The organism is Kitasatospora sp. NPDC048239 (assembly GCF_043202015.1).
In the GTDB taxonomy this organism is placed as follows: Bacteria; Actinomycetota; Actinomycetes; order Streptomycetales; family Streptomycetaceae; genus Kitasatospora.
In genome coordinates this window covers 40,169-57,390 of sequence record NZ_JBICZP010000002.1, presented here as the reverse complement: position 1 = coordinate 57,390, position 17,222 = coordinate 40,169, and the positions used below count along the sequence as shown (strand labels likewise).

Sequence of the window (17,222 nt, the reverse complement as noted above, 5' to 3'; positions counted from 1 at the left end):
ATGGAGGGGTACAGGCAGTCGGTCAGGGCTATTCGGTCACGGTTACGGAGGGGTTGGACGTATGACGGACGACACGGCGACTCAGGAGCACCAGGGCGGCGTGCCCTACCGGTCCGGGCGGCGCACCGCGGTACGGGTGGCGGTGCCGCTGGTGGTGGCGGGCACGATCGCCGCCGGTATCGGACTGGTGCCGGCGCTGGCGGACGACTCGCCGCCGAACCTGCCCGCGCTGACGGCGGAGCAGGTGGTGGCGAAGGCCCTCGGCTCGCAGGCGCAGACGCTCTCCGGCACGGTCACGGTCTCCGCGGACCTCGGTGTCCCGGGCCAGCTGTTCTCCGCCGCGGGCGGCGGGATCGGCTCCGGCGGCTCCGGCGGCTCCTCCTCGGCCGCGCCGGAGGCCAAGCTGGCCGGCCTGCTCGGCGGCGACCACACCCTGCGGGTGGCGGTGGACGGCCCGGACCGGCAGCGGATCGGCCTGATCGAGAACCTGTCCGAGTACGAGCTGGTGCACAACGGCGACCAGGTCTGGGCGTGGGACAGCGCCACCAACGAGGCCGTGCACCTGACGGCTCCGCAGGGCGCACGGTCCGGCGGCCACCAGGGTGGCGCCCCGCTGACCGGGGTCCCGGCCACGCCGGCCGAGGCGGCCCGGCAGTTCCTCGCGGCGGGCGCGGGCACCACCGCCGTCACCGTCGACGGCACGGCGAGCGTGGCCGGGCAGAAGGCGTACCAGCTCAGCGTGAAGCCGACCCAGTCCGGCTCGACCATCGGCGAGGTGCGGATCGCGGTGGCCGCCGACAACGGCGTGCCGCTCGCAGTGGTGGTCAGGGGGACGGACGGCTCCACCGTGCTGGACGTCCACTTCAAGGACGTCTCGTTCGCCAAGCCGGCCGCCAAGTCCTTCGAGTTCTCGGCCCCCAAGGGCGCCAAGGTGACGGAGCAGAAGGCGGACGGGCGGGGCGAGGGCCACCAGGCTCCCGGCGCCTCCGCGGAGAAGGGCGACCTGAACGTCGTCGGCGAGGGCTGGACGACGGTGCTGAGCACCCGGCTGCCGAGCGGTGACGCCACCGCTCCGGCCGACTCCGGCAAGCCGGGCCGGCACGGCGACAAGGGCCGGGGCAACGGCGGCGGCCAGAGCGTCCAGGGCCTGGTGAAGTCGCTCGGCAAGCCCGTCAAGGGCGGCACGCTGATCAGCACCAAGGTGCTGAACGTGCTGGTCACGGATGACGGCCGGGTGTTCGCCGGTGCGGTGACGCTGCCGGTGCTGCAGAGTGCGGCCGGGGTGAAGTAATGACCCAGGCTCCCGTAACGGGGGACGTTACGGAGCCGGCCGGGGGGCGGGGCGCCGAGGTGCGCCCGGCCCCCGCGGCCGTTCCCGCCGTCGCTCCGTCCGGTGCTTCCTCCGGCGCTCCGTCCGGTGCCCCTGCCGTCGCTCCTGCCGTCGGCTTCTCCGAATCCGACAGTGTGATCAGCGCCAGGGGTCTGACCAAGCGCTTCCGGGGCGGCCAGCTCGCCGTGGACGGGCTGGACCTGACGGTGCCCCGGGGCAGCGTCTTCGGCTTCCTCGGCCCGAACGGCTCCGGCAAGACCACCACCATCCGGATGCTGATGGGGCTGATCGCGCCCACCTCCGGCGTGGCCACGGTGCTCGGTGAGTCGATGCCGCAGTCCGTCGCCACCGTGCTGCCCCGGGTCGGCGCGCTGATCGAGGGCCCGGCCCTGTACGGCTTCCTCTCCGGCCGGGACAACCTGGCGCGCTTCGACGCGGCGGATCCGACGGCCGACCCGCGCACCCGGCGCCAACGGGTCACCGAGGCGCTGGACCGGGTCGGGCTGACCGCCGCCGCGGGCAAGAAGGCGCGGGCGTACTCGCTGGGGATGAAGCAGCGGCTCGGGCTGGCCTCGGCGCTGCTCCAGCCGCGTGAACTGCTGGTACTGGACGAGCCGACCAACGGCCTCGACCCGCAGGGCATGCGGGAGATCCGGGCGCTGATCCGGGAGGTCGCGGCGGAGGGGACGACGGTGTTCCTCTCCTCCCACCTGCTGGACGAGATCGAGCAGGTCTGCACCCACGCGGCGGTGATGTCGCGCGGGCGCCTGATCGTCCAGGGCACCGTCGCCGAACTGGCCGCGCGGGCGCAGGGCCGACTGGTGGTCCGGACGCCCGACGTGGCGCAGGCCGCCGACCTGCTGACGGCTTACGGGGTGGCCGATGTGGCCGCCGGCGAGGGCCGGGTGGACGGCGTGCTGGGCGTGCCCGCCGAGGGCGCGGCGGCCGCGGAGGCGGCGACCGACGAGATGCTGCCCAAACTGTGCGCGGCGCTGGTCGAGGCCGGGGTGCGGGTGCGCGGCTTCGGGGTCGAGCGCGGGACGTTGGAGGACGCCTTCGTGGCGCTGACCGGGGAGGGCTTCGATGTCGCGGGCTGAGGTTGCCGGGACGGGGGTTTCCGGGGTTGCGGGTACCGGGGTCGCGGGCGCCGGGGCTTCCGGGGCCCGGGTGGCCGCCGGGCCGGTGGTCGGGCGGCGGCCGCAGACGGCGGCCGGGTTCCTGGCGCTGTTCCGCAGCGAGCTGGTGCTGACCTTCCGCCGGGTGCGCACCATCGTGCTGCTGGCGATCCTCGCGGTGCTGCCGATCCTGATCGGTGTGGTCGTCAAGATCGAGACGGACGGGCCGCGCGGCGGCGAGGGCCCCGCCTTCATCGCGCAGGTGACGCAGAACGGCCTGTTCCTGGTCTTCACCGCGCTGGCGGTGGCGCTGCCGGTCTTCCTGCCCATGACGGTCGGCGTGGTCGCCGGGGACTCCGTCGCGGGCGAGGCGGCCGGCGGGACGCTGCGCTACCTGCTGGTCGCGCCGGCCGGACGGACCAGGCTGCTGGCCGCCAAGTTCACCGCCGGCCTGGTGTTCTGCCTGGCGGCCACGGCGACGGTCGCGCTGGCGGCGCTCGCCACGGGCGCGGCGCTGTTCCCGCTCGGCGAGGTCACCCTGATCTCCGGTGACACCATCGGCCTCGGCTCCGCGCTGCTGCGGGCGGTGCTGGTCGCCGCGGTGGTGGCGGCCTCACTGGCCGGGCTGGTGGCGATCGGGCTGTTCATCTCGACGCTGACCGGCAGCGGCATCGCGGCGATGGCCGCGACCGTCGGCCTGGTGATCACCGTGCAGATCCTGGACAGCTTCCCGCAGCTGCACTCGATCCAGCCGTTCCTCTTCACCCATCACTGGCTGACCTTCGGGGACCTGCTGCGCGCACCGATGTACTGGGACGGCGTACTGAAGAACCTCGGTCTGCAGGCCGCCTATGTCGCGGTGTTCGGCTCGGCCGCGTGGTCGCGGTTCACCAGCCGGGACATCACGGCGTAGCGCGGTGCCTGGCAGCGGGCCCCCGTCGACGGCTGTCGGCGGGGGCCCGTGGGGTTTCGGTCCGCGGAGGAGGGGGCGTGTGGGCTTCCGTCAGCGGGTGGCCGCCGGGGCGGTGGCGGGTACGGCGTCGTGGACCGCCGCCGCCCGCGCCAGGAGGGCCGCCCGCTCGACGCGGTCCGCCCGCACCCGGCGCAGCGCGTCCCAGGTGAGCACCGCGAGCGCCGCCCACACCAGGGCGAAGCCGGCCCAGCGGGCGGGCGGCATGGACTCGTGGAAGACCGCGATGCCGATCAGGAACTGGAACACCGGCGCCAGGTACTGCAGCAGCCCGAGCATGGTCAGCGGTACCCGGATCGCGGCGGCGCCGAAGAAGAGCAGCGGGATCGCGGTGATCACCCCGCTGATCAGCAGCAGCCCCGAGTGCCCCCAGCCGTACTCGCCGGGCACGGTGTGCCCGAAGGTGCCTCGGCCGACGACCTCCAGGTAGACCAGGTACCCGAGCGCGAACGGGAACATGAAGGCGCTCTCCACCGCCAGGCTCTCCAGCCCGCTGAGTCCGACCTTCTTCTTCAGCAGCCCGTAGGTGGCGAAGGAGAGCGCCAGGGTGAGCGCGATCCAGGGCAGCCGCCCGTACCCGATGGTCAGCACCGCCACGGCGAGGACGCCGATGCCGACGGCCGTCCACTGCACGGCCCGCAGTCGCTCCTTGAGCACCAGCACGCCGAAGGCGATGGTCACCAGCGGGTTGATGAAGTAGCCGAGGCTGGTCTCCACGACGTGCCCGGCGTTGACGCCCCAGATGTAGACGCCCCAGTTGACCGAGATCACGGCGGCCGCCGCACCCGACATGGCGAGTCGGCGGGGCTGGCGAAGCAGCGGGCGTATCCAGCCCCAGTGCCGCTGGGCCAGGAGGAGGAGCACCACGGCGACCAGGGACCAGACCATCCGGTTGGCCAGGATGTCGTCCGCGGCCCCGGGCTCCAGCAGCGGCCAGAAGAGCGGGAAGAGCCCCCATATCCCGTAGGCGGCGACGCCGAACCAGAGGCCTCGACCGGCGTCCTGCTGGGTTGTCTCTGCCATCGACGGCCTGCCCTCCGCGCGCACGTGTGTCGAGCCGACGGTAGCGGGCGCGGGGGCAGGCTGTCATCTACGTATCCGCCTTTTGGTCATGACATGACGCGCGCCGGCTCCGACACCGGGACGGTGCCGGCGCGCGTCGGGCGCCGGTTGGGCCCGGGGCGGCTGGAGGGCCTAGGCGCCCAGGGCCGCGCGGACGCTCTCCGCCAGCGGCGTGGTCGGGCGGCCGATCAGCCGGGCCAGGTCGCCGGGGGTGCCGGCCAGCTCGCCGCGGGCGATACCGGCGTCCACGTCGACCAGGATCTCGGCGAAGCCCTCCGGCAGGCCCGCGCCCACCAGCACCTCGCGGTGCTCGGCCGGGGTCACGTCGCGGTGCTCCACGGACCTGCCCGAGACCTCGGCCAGCTCGGCGGCCAGCTCGGCCAGGCTCCAGGCGGTGTCGCCGCTCAGCTCGTAGACCCGGTTCTCGTGGCCCTCGCCGAGCAGCACCGCGACGGCGGCGTCCGCGTAGTCCCGACGAGGGGCGCTGGCCACCCGGCCCTGCCCCGCGCTGCCGATCACGGCGCCGCGCGCCGCGGTGCCGGCCGCGTCACCGAGGTAGTTCTCGGTGTACCAGCCGTTGCGCAGCAGGGCGAAGGGCACACCGGACTCGCGGATGGCCGCCTCGGTCTCCTTGTGCTCGTCCGCCAACCGGAAGGTGGCCGCGCCCGGCGCACTGGTGTAGGCGAGCAGCGCGACACCGGCTGCGCGCGCCGCGTCCACCACCGCGCGGTGCTGCGGGATCCGGCGGCCGACCTCGCTGCCCGAGATCAGCAGCACCCGGTCGCCGGCCGCGAAGGCGTCGGCCAGGCTCTCGGGGCGGTCGTAGTCGACCACCCGGACGCCCACCCCGCGGTCGGCGAGGTCGGCGGCCTTCGCGGCGGAACGCACGGCCACCGCCACCTCGCCGGCGGGGACCTTGGCCAGCAGGCCCTCGACGACCAGGCGGCCGAGCTGTCCGGTGGCACCGGTGACGACGTACATGATGTTGCTCCCTGGGTTGGCTTCGCTGCTTCGTTGACCTCGCAACTAACCCTAGGGACTGCACTAACCTTTCGAAAGTACGAACTTCAAAGTACGGTACTGGCATGAAGGTAATGACCCCGGCGGCGGGCCGGGCGGCCGCCCCTCTCGGCGAACTGCCCCCGCCCGACGTCTACGACCGGATGTGCCCGTCCCGCGGCGTCCTGGAGCACGTCACCACGCGCTGGGGCGTCCTCGTCCTGGCGGCGCTGGAGGAGCGCGGCTACCGCTTCAGCGAGCTGCGCCGCCGGGTGTCGGGCGTGAGCGAGAAGATGCTCGCCCAGACCCTGCAGACCCTCGAACGCGACGGCTTCGTCCTGCGCGAGGCCCACCCGGTGATCCCGCCCCGCGTCGACTACAGCCTCACGCCGCTCGGCCGGGAGGCCGCCCAGCTGGTCGCCGCCCTGGCGCACTGGTCCGAGTCCCGCGTCCCCGCCGTCCTGACGGCCCGCGCGGAGTACGACGCCCGGCCGCGCTGAGCGGGGCCGGAATGCCGAGCGGGGCCGGAACAGGGGGCCGGAATAGACCGACCGGTCTACATGGATGGACCGGTCTGCTTATACCGACCGGTCTACAGATTCCCCTCGACCAGTGCCGCCAGCCCGTCCAGCACCCGGGCCAGCCCGAAGACGTAGGCGTGGTCAGGGCTGTACGCGCCGCCGTGGGCCTCCCCGGCGGCGGCGCCCACACGGGCGGCGGTCGGGTAGCGCTCGGCGTCGAAGACCCGGGCGAGCAGCTCCGCGTTGGCGACCCACCACTGCTCGTCGCTCATCGCACTGTCCTGCTCGGCGGCGCGTCCGTCGGCGGCCATCCGCGCGCAGGTCTGGACGAAGCCGAGCAGGTGGGTGAGGGCCGCGTCCAGGTCCACGTCGGACAGGCCCGCGCCCTCCAGGGCCCGCAGCTCGTACTCGTACTTCGCCATCAGCCCCGGCCCGAGCGGCGGGCGGCTGGTGGAAACGCTCGCCACCCAGGGGTGGGCGCGGTAGAGGGCGCGGTTGTCGTCGGCGACGGCGGTGGCCCGGGCGCGCCAGCCGTCGTCCGCGGGCGCGGTCCGGGGCATCCGGGCGTAGACGGTGTCCAGCATCAGGTCGAGCAGCTCGGCCTTGCCCGGCACGTACGTGTAGAGCGCCATCGCCGAGAGCCCGAGCTCCTGGGCCACCCGGCGCATGGTGACGGCGTCCACGCCCTCGGCGTCGGCCAGCGCGATCGCCGAGGCGGCGATCTCCTCCGTCGAGCGCGCCTGGCGCGGCCCGCGCCGGCCCGGCTTCTCGGCCGCCGTCAGCCCCCAGAGCAGGGCGAGGGTGCGCGCGGGGTCTCCTGCGCTACTGCGGTCGGTGGCCATGCGCGAATCCTTTCACGGCGACGGCCCGGGCCCGGCCCCGTCCGGCCGGGCCCCGTCCGGCCGGGAGCCGTGACGGCGGGCGGGCGTCCGGCTAGGTTCGGGCCATGACCAGCCCCGGACCGACTCCCCTGCCCGGCACCCCGCCCGAACAGGAGCTGCTGCGCCCCCACGTCACCTGTCGGCGCTGCCACCGCCCGCTCCACGATCCCGAGTCCCGTCTGCTCCGACTCGGCCCCGGCTGCCGCGACACCTCCGAGCGCGTCCCCCGCCACCACGTCGAGCAGGATCCGCTGCCGGGGATGGGCTAGGGTCCGTCCACGCCGGGCGCGGGGGCGGCTGGTCAGCGCCTGCCGAAGAGCCGCCTGAGGAGACCCGGGCGGGCGGCCGGGGCCTCGGGGGCCGGTGCGGCCACCAGGTCCGGGGCGCTGCCGAGGCCGACGGCCCGCTCGCGACCGCCGTCCACCCCGGCCTGCCCGTCCTGCTCGGCCTGCCCGTCCTGCTCGGCCTGCCCGGCAGCGTGGTCCCGTTCGTCGCGCTCGATCAGGGACGCCGCCAGTCCGAGGGCGTCCTCGTCCAGCCACGGACAGGCGCGCACCAGCGTGCAGACCGACCGCAGGATGGTCACGTCCCGGTGCCGGGCCGCCTCGCCGGTGTAGCTCAGCCGCTCCACCAGCCGGGCGCCGACATCGGCCCGGGTCTCCGGCTGGGTCCAGGCGATCGCGACCAGCGCGAAGCCGGCCGCCTCGACCACCCAGTCCTCGGAGCCGAGCAGCAGGTCGAGCAGCACCCGGCGGCGGTCCGATCCCTCCCAGGGCTGGTCGGTGCGGTGGTGGGCGATACCGAGGCAGGCGAAGGCCTGGACGGCGCGGACCCACAGTTCGGGCTGGTGGGCCAGCAGTGCCCGGCCGAGTTCGTCCTCGCGCGGCGCGGGCGGGTGGGCCAGCACCCCTAGCAGGTCGTCCAGCGGCACCTGGGCGAGCCGGACCGCGTGGTCGTAGGCGGCCGGCAGACCGGGCCAGGCGACCTCGGCGGTGTCCCGGACCAGCTCGGCGGATGCCGCCGACGGCGGGGCGACGGCCGGGCGCGGTACGGCTCCGTCGTAGTCCCAGATCCGGATGCCGACCTCGCGCAGGGGCACCCGGGGGTCGGGTTCGGGGATCGCCCCGTACTCGATGGTGGCCAGGGGCAGCGCGAGGAGGAGGGCCGACCGCGAACTGGGCGGTTCCAGATCGGAGGCGGTGAAGGCGATCCGGCTGTCCCGGGTCGCATCCGACGATGCCAGGAACTGGTGGAGGACGTTGACCGACGCCTCGGTCGCCCCGGGCACGATGCCCAGCCAGGGCTGGTGACGACTGAGCCGGGACAGCAGTTCGGCCGCGTACTCGTGCTCGGGGTGGGCCCGGTGATGGTCCACCAGGGCCAGCAGTTGAGCCGTTCCCCCCTCGACGGCGTGCCGCAGGCCGTACAGGGCCGGGGCGGCCTTGGGGTGCTCGGGCTCCGCGTCGAGGACGCGCTCCAGCCAGGGCAGGCCCTCGGCGGGCCGCCCGGTCGTCCCGTACAACTCGGCGATGTCGACGGCCAGATAGCTGTTGGAGGGGTCGCGGGCCAGTTCGGCCTCCCAGACCGCCAGGGCCCGGCCGGGCTCCCCGTGGGCGCGCAGGGCGTTGCCGAGCATGACGGCGGGGAGGTAGTCGGGCGAGAGCCGGTGGGCGTGCTCGGCGAGCTCGACGGCGCGGGCGGTGTCGCCGAGGCGCCTGGTCAGCCCGGAGGCCAGGGCGAGCAGCAGCGGGTGCTCGGGGTGACGGTCCGCCACGGCCCGCACGAAGGCCTCGAACGGCTCGACGGCCGGGCGCAGTTCCTCGTCCAGCGGGTCCGCGAGGGAGCCCGAGGCCCGGGCCGCGGCCTGGGCCACCGCGTCGGCGGAGACCAACCCCGGCAGGTCCTCCCGGGTCAACCAGGCGGCGTGCGCCCAGGGTTGGGCGGGCTCGAACTGGATCGCCGAGGCCAGCAGCCCCACCGCGGCGTCCCAGTCGCCCGCGACGGCCTCGACGTGGGCCCGGCAGACGAGGGTGCCCAGGTAGACCTGCTCGCCGAGCGGGAAGAACTCCCGCGCCGCCACCGGGCCACCCGCCCGGGCGCAGAACTCGGCCAGCGCCTCGTGCAGTTCCGGCAGCTGCGGGTCGACGGCCATGGCATCCGCCAGGTGGTCGGCGGCGTGCGGGAGGTCCCCGGAGTCGATGGCCAGCCGGGCCATCGCCACCTCGCCCTCCGCCGCCAGTCGCCGATCGTCGTGGCTCTCCGCGTGCTCCATAAGCCGTGGCCCCCCTCTGCCCTGTTCCGACGCGTGCGCGGACGAGGCTATCCGGCGGTGGCCGGCGCCGGATGATCACCCCACCCGGCCACGCTCCGCCAACCATCCGTCACATCACGTGACATCAGCCGGTTCGTCGGACCCTCGGGCGGGTACCACTGGAGGGCTGATCGCAGCCGGAAAGCACCGGCATCCAGGCCAGGAGAAGCCGATGGACCACACGAACCTCCTCCGGCGACGGGCCGACAGCAGGCCCTCGGTCGAGCCGCCGGAGGCCCTCCCCGGCGCAGGGCCCACCCACGTCGGCACCGCGCGCGGCGGCTGCGGTGCGCCCCCCGGTCCAGCGGCGCGCCCGAGCCCCTCACCGGCGGACTTCAGCGGGACGCCGCTCCGAGCGAAGGCCCTGGTCGGATCGGTCGACGACCCGCTGGAGCACGAGGCGGACCAGCTGGCCGCGCGCCTGGTCGCAGGCGGCACGCCCGATCACCACGGCGGCGGCGCGAGCGGCGCCAGCACCATCGGCCCCAGCGGCCCGGCCGTGCTGCGGCGCTGCCCCGGCGCCTGCACCTGCGAGTCGGAGGACCACACCCTCCTGCGCTCCCCGGAGACCGACGGCGGAGCAGGCCCGGGCCCGTCGCCCGCACCGGCGGCGGCGACGGCCGTGCTCGGCCAGGCGGGACGGCCGCTCACCCCGTCGGACCACGCGTTCTTCGAACCGCGCCTGGGCATCGACCTCTCCGGGGTGCGGCTGCACACCGGACCGACGGCCGACGCGGCGGTGAACGCCGTCCAGGCGAAGGCCTTCACCGTGGGCGAGCACATCGTCCTGGGCAGTCGGCACTGGTCGCCGGGCGCCGCCGCGGACCGCAGGCTGCTGGCGCACGAACTCGTCCACGTCGCGCAGCACCGGCGCACCCGGTCCGCACCCGCCGCCGGGCCGACCCTCCGGCGCCAGCCCGCGACGGCGGAGGACCTGGGGCGTCAGATCCTGGAGAACGAGCGGAAGCTGGCCGACCAGAGCCTTCCCCCGGAGGAGCTGCGCCGGCTCAACGCGGAGCGCGACGAGCTTCTGGAGCGGTACCGCGCGGTGGCCCGGGGAGGCTCCCCCGCCGCACGCCCGGCCGCACCGGCAGCCGCGCCGACAGGGGCTGCGGCAACCGGGGCGCGGCCGGCCGCGCAGTCCGCGGGCGAGCAGTCCGCGGGCGAGCAGGTCGTCCCGGTGGGGGTGACGTACGAGGTCCTCCAGCCCCTGGCGTACGCGCAGCCGTCCGGGGCCGGCCAGGACTCCGACCTGCCGCCGTGGGTGGCGCCCTACCTCGCGGGTGCGTCGACCGCGGCCGGCCAGGGGGCCCTGCGGTACGTGGACCCGCTGCCCGGGAACGTCGCTCCCGGCACCTCGAACGTCTTCACCAGGTTCGTCGGGCCGGGGCGCGGAGAGCTGCGGCCGCGGCTCGGCCAGGCCGGCGACTTCGCGGAGGGGGCCGAGGCCTTCGAACAGTTCAAGGTGCGGGGGGTCGACTACGGCCAGCTGTCGCGGCTGTCCGCGAAGCTGCGGGCCGGCGGCGTCAGCGCGCTCACCCAGGAGGAGGCCGCACTCCTGCGGACGGTGACCCAGATCCACGCGACGGTGCACGGGGCCACCCCGTCCAGTCCGCTGCTGTCGCTCACCGAGCTGGAGCCCGCGGCCGGGGTGAAGGTGCTGCCTCCGGTGGCGACCCAGCGCCTCTACGTGGTCCGGGTGCGGATCGACCCGAACGACGTCATCCGCGTCAACGAGATCCTCAAGCGGACCGGTCAGACCGGGCTCGCGGCCGAGCAGGAGGTGGTGGTCGCGCTGGATCTGGCCGCGGGCTCCGGCGCCCGCGGTCCCGAGATCCTGTCGATCACCGCCAACCAGGCCAAGGGCGCACCGCTGGCCGGTGCGGCCGGCACGGCCCTGCGTTTCGTGGGGCGCGCCCTGGTGGTGGTCGGCGCCGGGCTGGCGGTCCGCGAGGTGGTGACGGCGGAGGGGGCGAACCGCCGGGAGACCCAGGGCCGCGCCGCGGGGAGCTTCGTGGGGGCCACGGCCCTGGGCGCGTTCGGCGCGGGGCTGTGCGTCGGCCTGGGGATCGCGACCGGCGGCATCGCCCTGGCGCTGTGCGGCCTGGGCTTCGGCCTCGCGGGTGCGCTGGGCGGCGGCGCCCTCGGCGGGCGGATCGGCCGCGCCTTCGACTAGGGCCCGAAGGTAAGGCCGGGACGGCCCCGGGTCCGGATCCGGATCCGGGTCCGGATCCGGGTCCGGACAGGGCTGCTCCACAGGGCTGGGGACAACTCTTGCGCGATTCTCCGTACTATGTATAGTGTACTGCGTACGGGATAATCGCCGACGAGAGGCACCTCTTTTATGCAGATCACCGCGTCCGCCGTTGCGCTCACCGTCGAGGACGTCGACGCGTCCTCCGCGTTCCTTCGGAGGCACTTCGGATTCACCGAGCAGATGGCCGCCGACGGATTCGCCTCACTCGGTCGCGAGGATGCCGGGATGAACGTCATCTACCTGCGGCGCGGCCTTGAGGTCCTGCCCGAGGGGTTCCGGGACCAGCACGCCGCCGGGCTGATGCTGGCCTTCACCGTGCAGGACCTGGCCGGCGAGGAGGCCCGGCTGCAGGGCGAAGGGGTCGAGATCACCATGCCGCTGCGCGAGGAACCGTGGGGTGAGCGACTGTTCCAGGTCACCGACCCGAACGGGGTGGTGATCGAGCTGGTCGAGTGGGTCCAGCAGTAGGGGCACACGACGGCGCCCCCGGTCGGATGGTTCTCCGACCGGGGGCGCCGTGCTGGAGCCCGCCCGACGCTCAGTCGACCGTCCAGGTGTCCCCGCCGGCTAGCAGCGTCGCGAGGTCCCCCGGCCCGCGCTGGGCGGCGGCGGTGGCCAGCTGGTTCGCCATCAGCTCGTCGTACACCGGGCGCCGCACACTGCGCAGGACGCCGATCGGCGTGTGGTGGAGGGTGTCCGCGTCGGCGATCCGGGAGAGCGCGAAGGCCGTCGTCGGACTGTCGGCGTGGGCGTCGTGCACCAGGACGGCGCCCTCGTTCTCCGCCGTGACCGCGGCGACCGACAGCTCGCCGTCCGCGCCGCGGAAGACGCCCTGCGAGCGATCGGCGCCGAAGCGGATCGGCTGCCCGTGTTCGAGCCGGATCAGCGCCTCGTCGCGCGTCCCCGACTCCTTGAGCACCTCGAACGCGCCGTCGTTGAAGATGTTGCAGTTCTGGTAGATCTCCACCAGCGCCGTGCCCTCGTGCTCGGCGGCCGCCCGCAGCACCGCCTGCAGGTGCTGGCGGTCCGAGTCGATCGAGCGGGCGACGAACGAGGCCTCCGCCCCGATGGCCAGCGAGAGCGGGTTGAACGGGGCGTCCAGCGAACCCATCGGCGTGGACTTGGTGATCTTTCCGACTTCACTGGTGGGGGAATACTGCCCCTTGGTAAGTCCGTAGATGCGATTGTTGAACAAGAGGATCTTCAGATTCACATTGCGCCGCAGCGCATGAATCAGATGATTCCCACCGATCGACAGCGCATCGCCGTCACCCGTCACCACCCAGACGCTGAGATCCTGCCGCGCCGAGGCCAGCCCGGTGGCGATCGCCGGCGCCCGGCCGTGGATCGAGTGCACCCCGTAGGTGTTCATGTAGTACGGGAAACGCGAGGAACACCCGATACCGGAGACGAAGACGGTGTTCTCCCGTCTGATCCCCAGTTCCGGCATGAACGCCTGCACCGCGGCCAGGATCGCGTAGTCCCCGCAGCCGGGGCACCAGCGGACCTCCTGGTCGGTCTTGAAGTCCTTGCCGCTCTGCGGCGCCTCGGCCTTCGGCACCAGCTTCAGCGAGGGGAACCGGTCGTCAGTCATCGCTCTCGTCGCCTTCCAGGTTGCCGATCGCCGCCCACAGCACGTCCGCCAACTGCGCTGCCTTGAAGGGCAGTCCACGCACCTGGTTGTAGGACTGCGCGTCCACCAGGTACTTGGCACGCAGCAGCAGGGCCAGCTGCCCGAGGTTCATCTCGGGGACGATCACCTTGTCGTAACTCCTCAGCACCGCGCCCAGGTTGGCCGGGAACGGGTTGAGGTTGCGCAGGTGCGTCTGGGCCACCCGGCCGCCGTCCGCCCGGACCCGGCGGACCGCCGCGGTGATCGGGCCGTACGTCGAGCCCCAGCCGAGCACCAGCACCCTGGCCTCGCCACTGGGGTCGTCGACCTCCAGGGCGGGCACCGCGATGCCGTCCACCTTGGCCTGGCGGGTGCGGACCATGAAGTCGTGGTTGGCCGGGTCGTAGCTGATGTTGCCCGTGCCGTCCTGCTTCTCGATGCCGCCGATCCGGTGCTCCAGACCGGGCGTGCCGGGTACCGCCCACGGGCGGGCCAGCGTCTTGGGGTCGCGCTGGTACGGCCAGAAGGAGCCGTCCTCGCGGTTCGGCCCGGTAGCGAAGTCCGGCTTGATCTCCGGGAGTTCCTCGACGGCTGGGATGCGCCACGGCTCGGAGCCGTTGGCCAGGTAGCCGTCCGAGAGCAGGAACACCGGGGTGCGGTAGGTGACCGCGATCCGGGCCGCCTCCAGCGCCGCGTCGAAGCACTCGGCCGGGGTCGCGGGGGCCACGATCGGCACCGGCGCCTCGCCGTTGCGCCCGAACATCGCCTGCAGCAGGTCCGCCTGCTCGGTCTTGGTCGGCAGGCCGGTGGACGGGCCGCCGCGCTGGATGTCCACCACCAGCAGCGGCAGTTCGAGCGAGACGGCCAGGCCGATGGTCTCGCTCTTCAGCGCCACACCCGGGCCCGAGGTGGTCGTCACCCCGAGCGCCCCGCCGAAGGCCGCGCCGAGCGCCGCACCGATACCGGCGATCTCGTCCTCGGCCTGGAAGGTGCGCACGCCGAAGTTCTTGTGCCGGCTCAGCTCGTGCAGGATGTCCGAGGCCGGGGTGATCGGGTACGAGCCGAGGTAGAGCGGCAGCCCGGAGCGGTCGGAGGCGGCGATCAGGCCGTAGGACAGCGCGAGGTTGCCGGAGATGTTGCGGTAGCGGCCCGGGGGCAGCTTGGCCGGCGGCACCTCGTAGGAGACCGCGAAGGTCTCGGTGGTCTCGCCGAAGTTCCAACCCGCCCGGAAGGCAATGATGTTCGCCTCGGCGATCTGCGGCTTGCGGGCGAACTTGCTGCGCAGGAAGGACTCGGTGCCGTGGGTGGGCCGGTGGTACATCCAGGAGAGCAGGCCCAGCGCGAACATGTTCTTGGCCCGCTCGGCGTCCTTGCGGGCCAGGCCGCTCTCCTTGAGCGCCTCCAGGGTCAGCGTGGTCAGCGGCACCTTGTGCAGGTGGTAGGCCTCGAGCGAGCCGTCGGCGAGCGGGTCGGCCGGGTAGCCGACCTTGGCCAGCGCGCGCTTGGTGAACTCGTCGGTGTTGACGATGATCTCGGCGCCGCGCGGCAGGTCGGGCAGGTTGGCCTTGAGGGCGGCCGGGTTCATCGCCACCAGGACGTTGGGTGCGTCCCCCGGGGTCAGGATGTCGTGGTCGGCGAAGTGCAGTTGGAAGGACGAGACGCCCGGCAGGGTGCCGGCAGGGGCACGGATCTCGGCCGGGAAGTTGGGCAGGGTGGAGAGGTCGTTGCCGAAGGACGCCGTCTCCGAGGTGAAGCGGTCACCGGTGAGCTGCATGCCGTCCCCGGAGTCTCCCGCGAAGCGGATGATCACCCGGTCCAGTCTGCGGATCGGCTTGGCGCGCCTTGGCTGCGAAGTGGGCGGCACGGTGGGACCGGAGCGGCCCTCACCGGGCCCGGAGCGGCCTTCGTCGCCGTCCGAGCCGTCCACTGCCTCTGACTGATCGACCTGACTGGTCACTGCCGCGGACCTCCTCGTGGGAACCAGCCGCGGGCGTGAGCCGTGTGCCCCGTCCGCCTGGTGCACCTCTCGCATCCTATGCGGGTAAGGATTGCCTGGGACGGAACTGCCCCATGCGGCGGGAAATCACCTCCGTATGTCGGTAGAAGGCGAAAAACCCCCGGGTTCATTCCGCCCGGGGGTACTCGCAGTGTCCGGTCGATCGGGAACGGCCGACCGGACACGAATGGTCGACCGACCGCGAATGACCGGGCCGCCTTGGCGACCGACCGGCGCGCCGATCACTCCGGCCGCTCCGGCTGCTCCGGCTGCTCCGGCTAGGAATTCAAATAGGTGAGCACCGCCAGTACCCGGCGGTGGTCCTCGGAGCTCTGGGCCAGGCCGAGCTTGAGGAAGATGTTGCTGACGTGCTTCTCCACCGCGCCGTCCGAGACGACCAGCTGCTTGGCCACCGCCGCGTTGGTGCGGCCCTCGGCCATCAGGCCCAGCACCTCGCGCTCGCGCGGGGTCAGCCCGGCCAGGACGTCGCCCTTGCGGCTGCGGCTGAGCAGCTGCTGGACCACCTCGGGGTCCAGCGCCGTCCCGCCCTGGGCGACCCGGACCACCGCGTCGACGAACTCGCGCACCTCGGCGACCCGGTCCTTCAGCAGGTAGCCGACACCGCGGGTGGAGCCGGCCAGCAGCTCGGAGGCGTACCGCTCCTCGACGTACTGCGAGAGCACCAGCACGCCCAGCTCCGGGTAGAGGCCGCGGAGCGTGACGCAGGCGCGCACGCCCTCGTCGGTGTGGGTCGGGGGCATCCGGACGTCGGCCACCACCACGTCGGGGAGCGCGTCGGCGGCGGAGAGCTCGTGTACGGCCTTCAGCAGCGCCTCGCCGTCCCCGACGCCTGCGACGACCTCCAGGCCCCGGTCGGTCAGCAGCCTGGTCAGGCCCTCCCGCAGCAGTACGGAGTCCTCGGCGATGACGACGCGAAGCATGGTGACCTTCCGGTGGGCAGAGCTGACGGGAGTCAGTCTTCCCTACTCGCGCGCCGGTCGGGCGGCAAAGCCGGACACCGGAGCCCGGCCACCGGGCACCGGTCACGGAAGATCACCGGGCCGTCACCGGCGATCACATGGTGCGGATCGCCACCGCGTCGCACAGCCCCTGCAGGGCGGCCTTGGCCGGGCCCTCCGGCAGCGGGTCGAGCAGCGCGCGGGCCTCCTCGGCGTGCCGGAGGGTCTCCCGGCGGGCGTGCTCCAGCGCCGGGTGTCGGCGCAGCAGGCGCAGCGCCTCGGCGTGCAGCCCGTCGTCGGTGAGGTCGAGGGTGAGCAGCTCGCGCAGCCGGTGGTCGGCGGGGTCGGACTCGTCCGCCGGCATCTGCTGGAGCAGCAGGATCGGCAGGGTCGGGACGCCCTCGCGCAGGTCGGTGCCGGGGGTCTTGCCGGACTCGTGGCCGTCGCTGGCGATGTCGAGAACGTCGTCGGCCAGCTGGAAGGCCATGCCGATCCGCTCGCCGTACGCGGCGAGGATGTCGGTCACCCAGGGCTCGGCGCCGGCCATCAGCGCACCGATCCGGCAGGAGACCGCGATCAGCGAGCCGGTCTTGCCGGACAGCACGTCGAGGTAGTGGCGCAGCACGTCGTCGTCCGGGCCGGGGCCGGCGGTCTCCAGGATCTGGCCGGTGACCAGCCGTTCGAAGGCGTCGGCCTGGAGCCGGACGGCCTCCGGGCCGAGGTCGGCGAGCACCTGGGAGGCGCGGGAGAAGAGGAAGTCGCCGGTGAGGATGGCGACCGAGTTGTCCCAGCGCGAGTTGGCGCTCGGGGCGCCGCGGCGCACGGGGGCCTCGTCCATGACGTCGTCGTGGTAGAGCGTGGCGAGGTGGGTCAGCTCGACGACGACGGCCGCGGGCACCACACCGGGGGCGTAGGGGTCGCCGAACTGCGCGGCGAGCATCACCAGCAGGGGGCGGAAGCGCTTGCCGCCGGCCTCGATGAGGTGGCTGGCGGTCACGGTGATGAACGGGACGTCGCTCTTCACGGCCTCGTTGAGGGCGGCCTCGACCGCGTCCATCCCGGCCTGGACATCGCGGGTCAGATCGCGGTCCTGCACGCTGAGCCCAAAGGGTCCCACGACGGTCACGAAGACCACTCCTCTGTCCCTGGTCGATCTAGCGGCCTGGTCCCTGAGTGCCGCCGCTGGCCATACAGGCAGGGTATCCGGTC

At 73.5% G+C, this 17,222-nt stretch carries 15 protein-coding genes; 7 read left to right on the top strand and 8 right to left on the bottom strand.

Annotated features, from left to right (window positions below; all coding sequences use genetic code 11):
* Window positions 1-61: 61 nt before the first annotated feature.
* From ACGFZP_RS04275 to ACGFZP_RS04265, 3 genes are read left to right on the top strand one after another with little or no spacing between them, the layout of a single operon-like run.
* Window positions 62-1,291 (top strand): outer membrane lipoprotein carrier protein LolA, encoded by a 1,230-nt coding sequence (locus ACGFZP_RS04275; RefSeq protein WP_392928437.1) that lies wholly within the window; start codon window positions 62-64, stop codon window positions 1,289-1,291.
* Entirely contained in the window at window positions 1,291-2,427 is a 1,137-nt protein-coding gene (locus ACGFZP_RS04270) for an ABC transporter ATP-binding protein (RefSeq protein WP_392928435.1), read from the top strand. Before ACGFZP_RS04275 ends, ACGFZP_RS04270 begins: the two co-directional genes overlap by 1 nt.
* Window positions 2,414-3,358, top strand: a complete 945-nt coding sequence (locus tag ACGFZP_RS04265; protein WP_392928434.1) for an ABC transporter permease — start codon at window positions 2,414-2,416, stop codon at window positions 3,356-3,358. Before ACGFZP_RS04270 ends, ACGFZP_RS04265 begins: the two co-directional genes overlap by 14 nt.
* Window positions 3,359-3,448: 90 nt before the next feature.
* On the opposite strand, the gene rarD is transcribed toward ACGFZP_RS04265, so the two are convergent.
* Complete coding sequence (rarD, locus tag ACGFZP_RS04260) at window positions 3,449-4,438, bottom strand: EamA family transporter RarD (RefSeq protein ID WP_392928432.1); 990 nt, start codon at window positions 4,436-4,438, stop codon at window positions 3,449-3,451.
* A 171-nt stretch (window positions 4,439-4,609) separates the two neighbouring features.
* Window positions 4,610-5,461 carry an SDR family oxidoreductase gene (locus ACGFZP_RS04255; RefSeq protein WP_392929625.1) on the bottom strand — a complete coding sequence of 284 codons (852 nt, stop codon included), beginning with the start codon at window positions 5,459-5,461 and terminating at the stop codon, window positions 4,610-4,612.
* Window positions 5,462-5,562: 101 nt separating this feature from the next.
* On the opposite strand from ACGFZP_RS04255, the gene ACGFZP_RS04250 reads away from it, so the two are divergent.
* Complete coding sequence (locus ACGFZP_RS04250) at window positions 5,563-5,976, top strand: winged helix-turn-helix transcriptional regulator (protein WP_392928430.1); 414 nt, start codon at window positions 5,563-5,565, stop codon at window positions 5,974-5,976.
* 92 nt (window positions 5,977-6,068) lie between these two features.
* Here the strand turns inward: ACGFZP_RS04250 and ACGFZP_RS04245 are convergent, their stop codons facing one another.
* Window positions 6,069-6,839 carry a TetR/AcrR family transcriptional regulator C-terminal domain-containing protein gene (locus ACGFZP_RS04245; protein ID WP_392928428.1) on the bottom strand — a complete coding sequence of 257 codons (771 nt, stop codon included), beginning with the start codon at window positions 6,837-6,839 and terminating at the stop codon, window positions 6,069-6,071.
* Window positions 6,840-6,943: 104 nt separating this feature from the next.
* Here ACGFZP_RS04245 and ACGFZP_RS04240 point away from each other — a divergent pair, with 104 nt between their 5' ends.
* Window positions 6,944-7,147, top strand: coding sequence for a DUF6011 domain-containing protein (locus tag ACGFZP_RS04240; RefSeq protein WP_392928426.1), 204 nt, complete (start codon window positions 6,944-6,946; stop codon window positions 7,145-7,147).
* A gap of 32 nt (window positions 7,148-7,179) precedes the next feature.
* Here ACGFZP_RS04240 and ACGFZP_RS04235 read toward each other — a convergent pair whose 3' ends face one another.
* Complete coding sequence (locus ACGFZP_RS04235) at window positions 7,180-9,150, bottom strand: hypothetical protein (RefSeq protein ID WP_392928424.1); 1,971 nt, start codon at window positions 9,148-9,150, stop codon at window positions 7,180-7,182.
* Between the two features lie 211 nt (window positions 9,151-9,361).
* Between ACGFZP_RS04235 and ACGFZP_RS04230 the strand changes: the two genes are divergently transcribed.
* Together ACGFZP_RS04230 and ACGFZP_RS04225 are read left to right on the top strand one after the other, a co-directional pair.
* Window positions 9,362-11,365 (top strand): DUF4157 domain-containing protein, encoded by a 2,004-nt coding sequence (locus tag ACGFZP_RS04230; RefSeq protein WP_392928422.1) that lies wholly within the window; start codon window positions 9,362-9,364, stop codon window positions 11,363-11,365.
* Window positions 11,366-11,533: 168 nt separating this feature from the next.
* Entirely contained in the window at window positions 11,534-11,914 is a 381-nt protein-coding gene (locus ACGFZP_RS04225; protein WP_392928421.1) for a VOC family protein, read from the top strand.
* Between the two features lie 70 nt (window positions 11,915-11,984).
* On the opposite strand, the gene ACGFZP_RS04220 is transcribed toward ACGFZP_RS04225, so the two are convergent.
* The 4 genes from ACGFZP_RS04220 to ACGFZP_RS04205 form a co-directional block, all read right to left on the bottom strand.
* Window positions 11,985-13,040, bottom strand: coding sequence for a 2-oxoacid:ferredoxin oxidoreductase subunit beta (locus tag ACGFZP_RS04220; RefSeq protein ID WP_392928419.1), 1,056 nt, complete (start codon window positions 13,038-13,040; stop codon window positions 11,985-11,987).
* On the bottom strand, window positions 13,033-15,015 hold the full coding sequence (locus ACGFZP_RS04215; protein WP_392928418.1) for a 2-oxoacid:acceptor oxidoreductase subunit alpha: 1,983 nt from the start codon (window positions 15,013-15,015) through the stop codon (window positions 13,033-13,035). Before ACGFZP_RS04215 ends, ACGFZP_RS04220 begins: the two co-directional genes overlap by 8 nt.
* A gap of 317 nt (window positions 15,016-15,332) precedes the next feature.
* A complete protein-coding gene (locus ACGFZP_RS04210; RefSeq protein ID WP_392928415.1) occupies window positions 15,333-15,995 on the bottom strand; it encodes a response regulator in 663 nt (220 codons plus the stop codon).
* Window positions 15,996-16,128: 133 nt separating this feature from the next.
* Window positions 16,129-17,139: a polyprenyl synthetase family protein gene (locus tag ACGFZP_RS04205; RefSeq protein ID WP_392928413.1), complete on the bottom strand. Its 1,011-nt coding sequence runs from the start codon at window positions 17,137-17,139 to the stop codon at window positions 16,129-16,131.
* Window positions 17,140-17,222 lie beyond the last annotated feature (83 nt).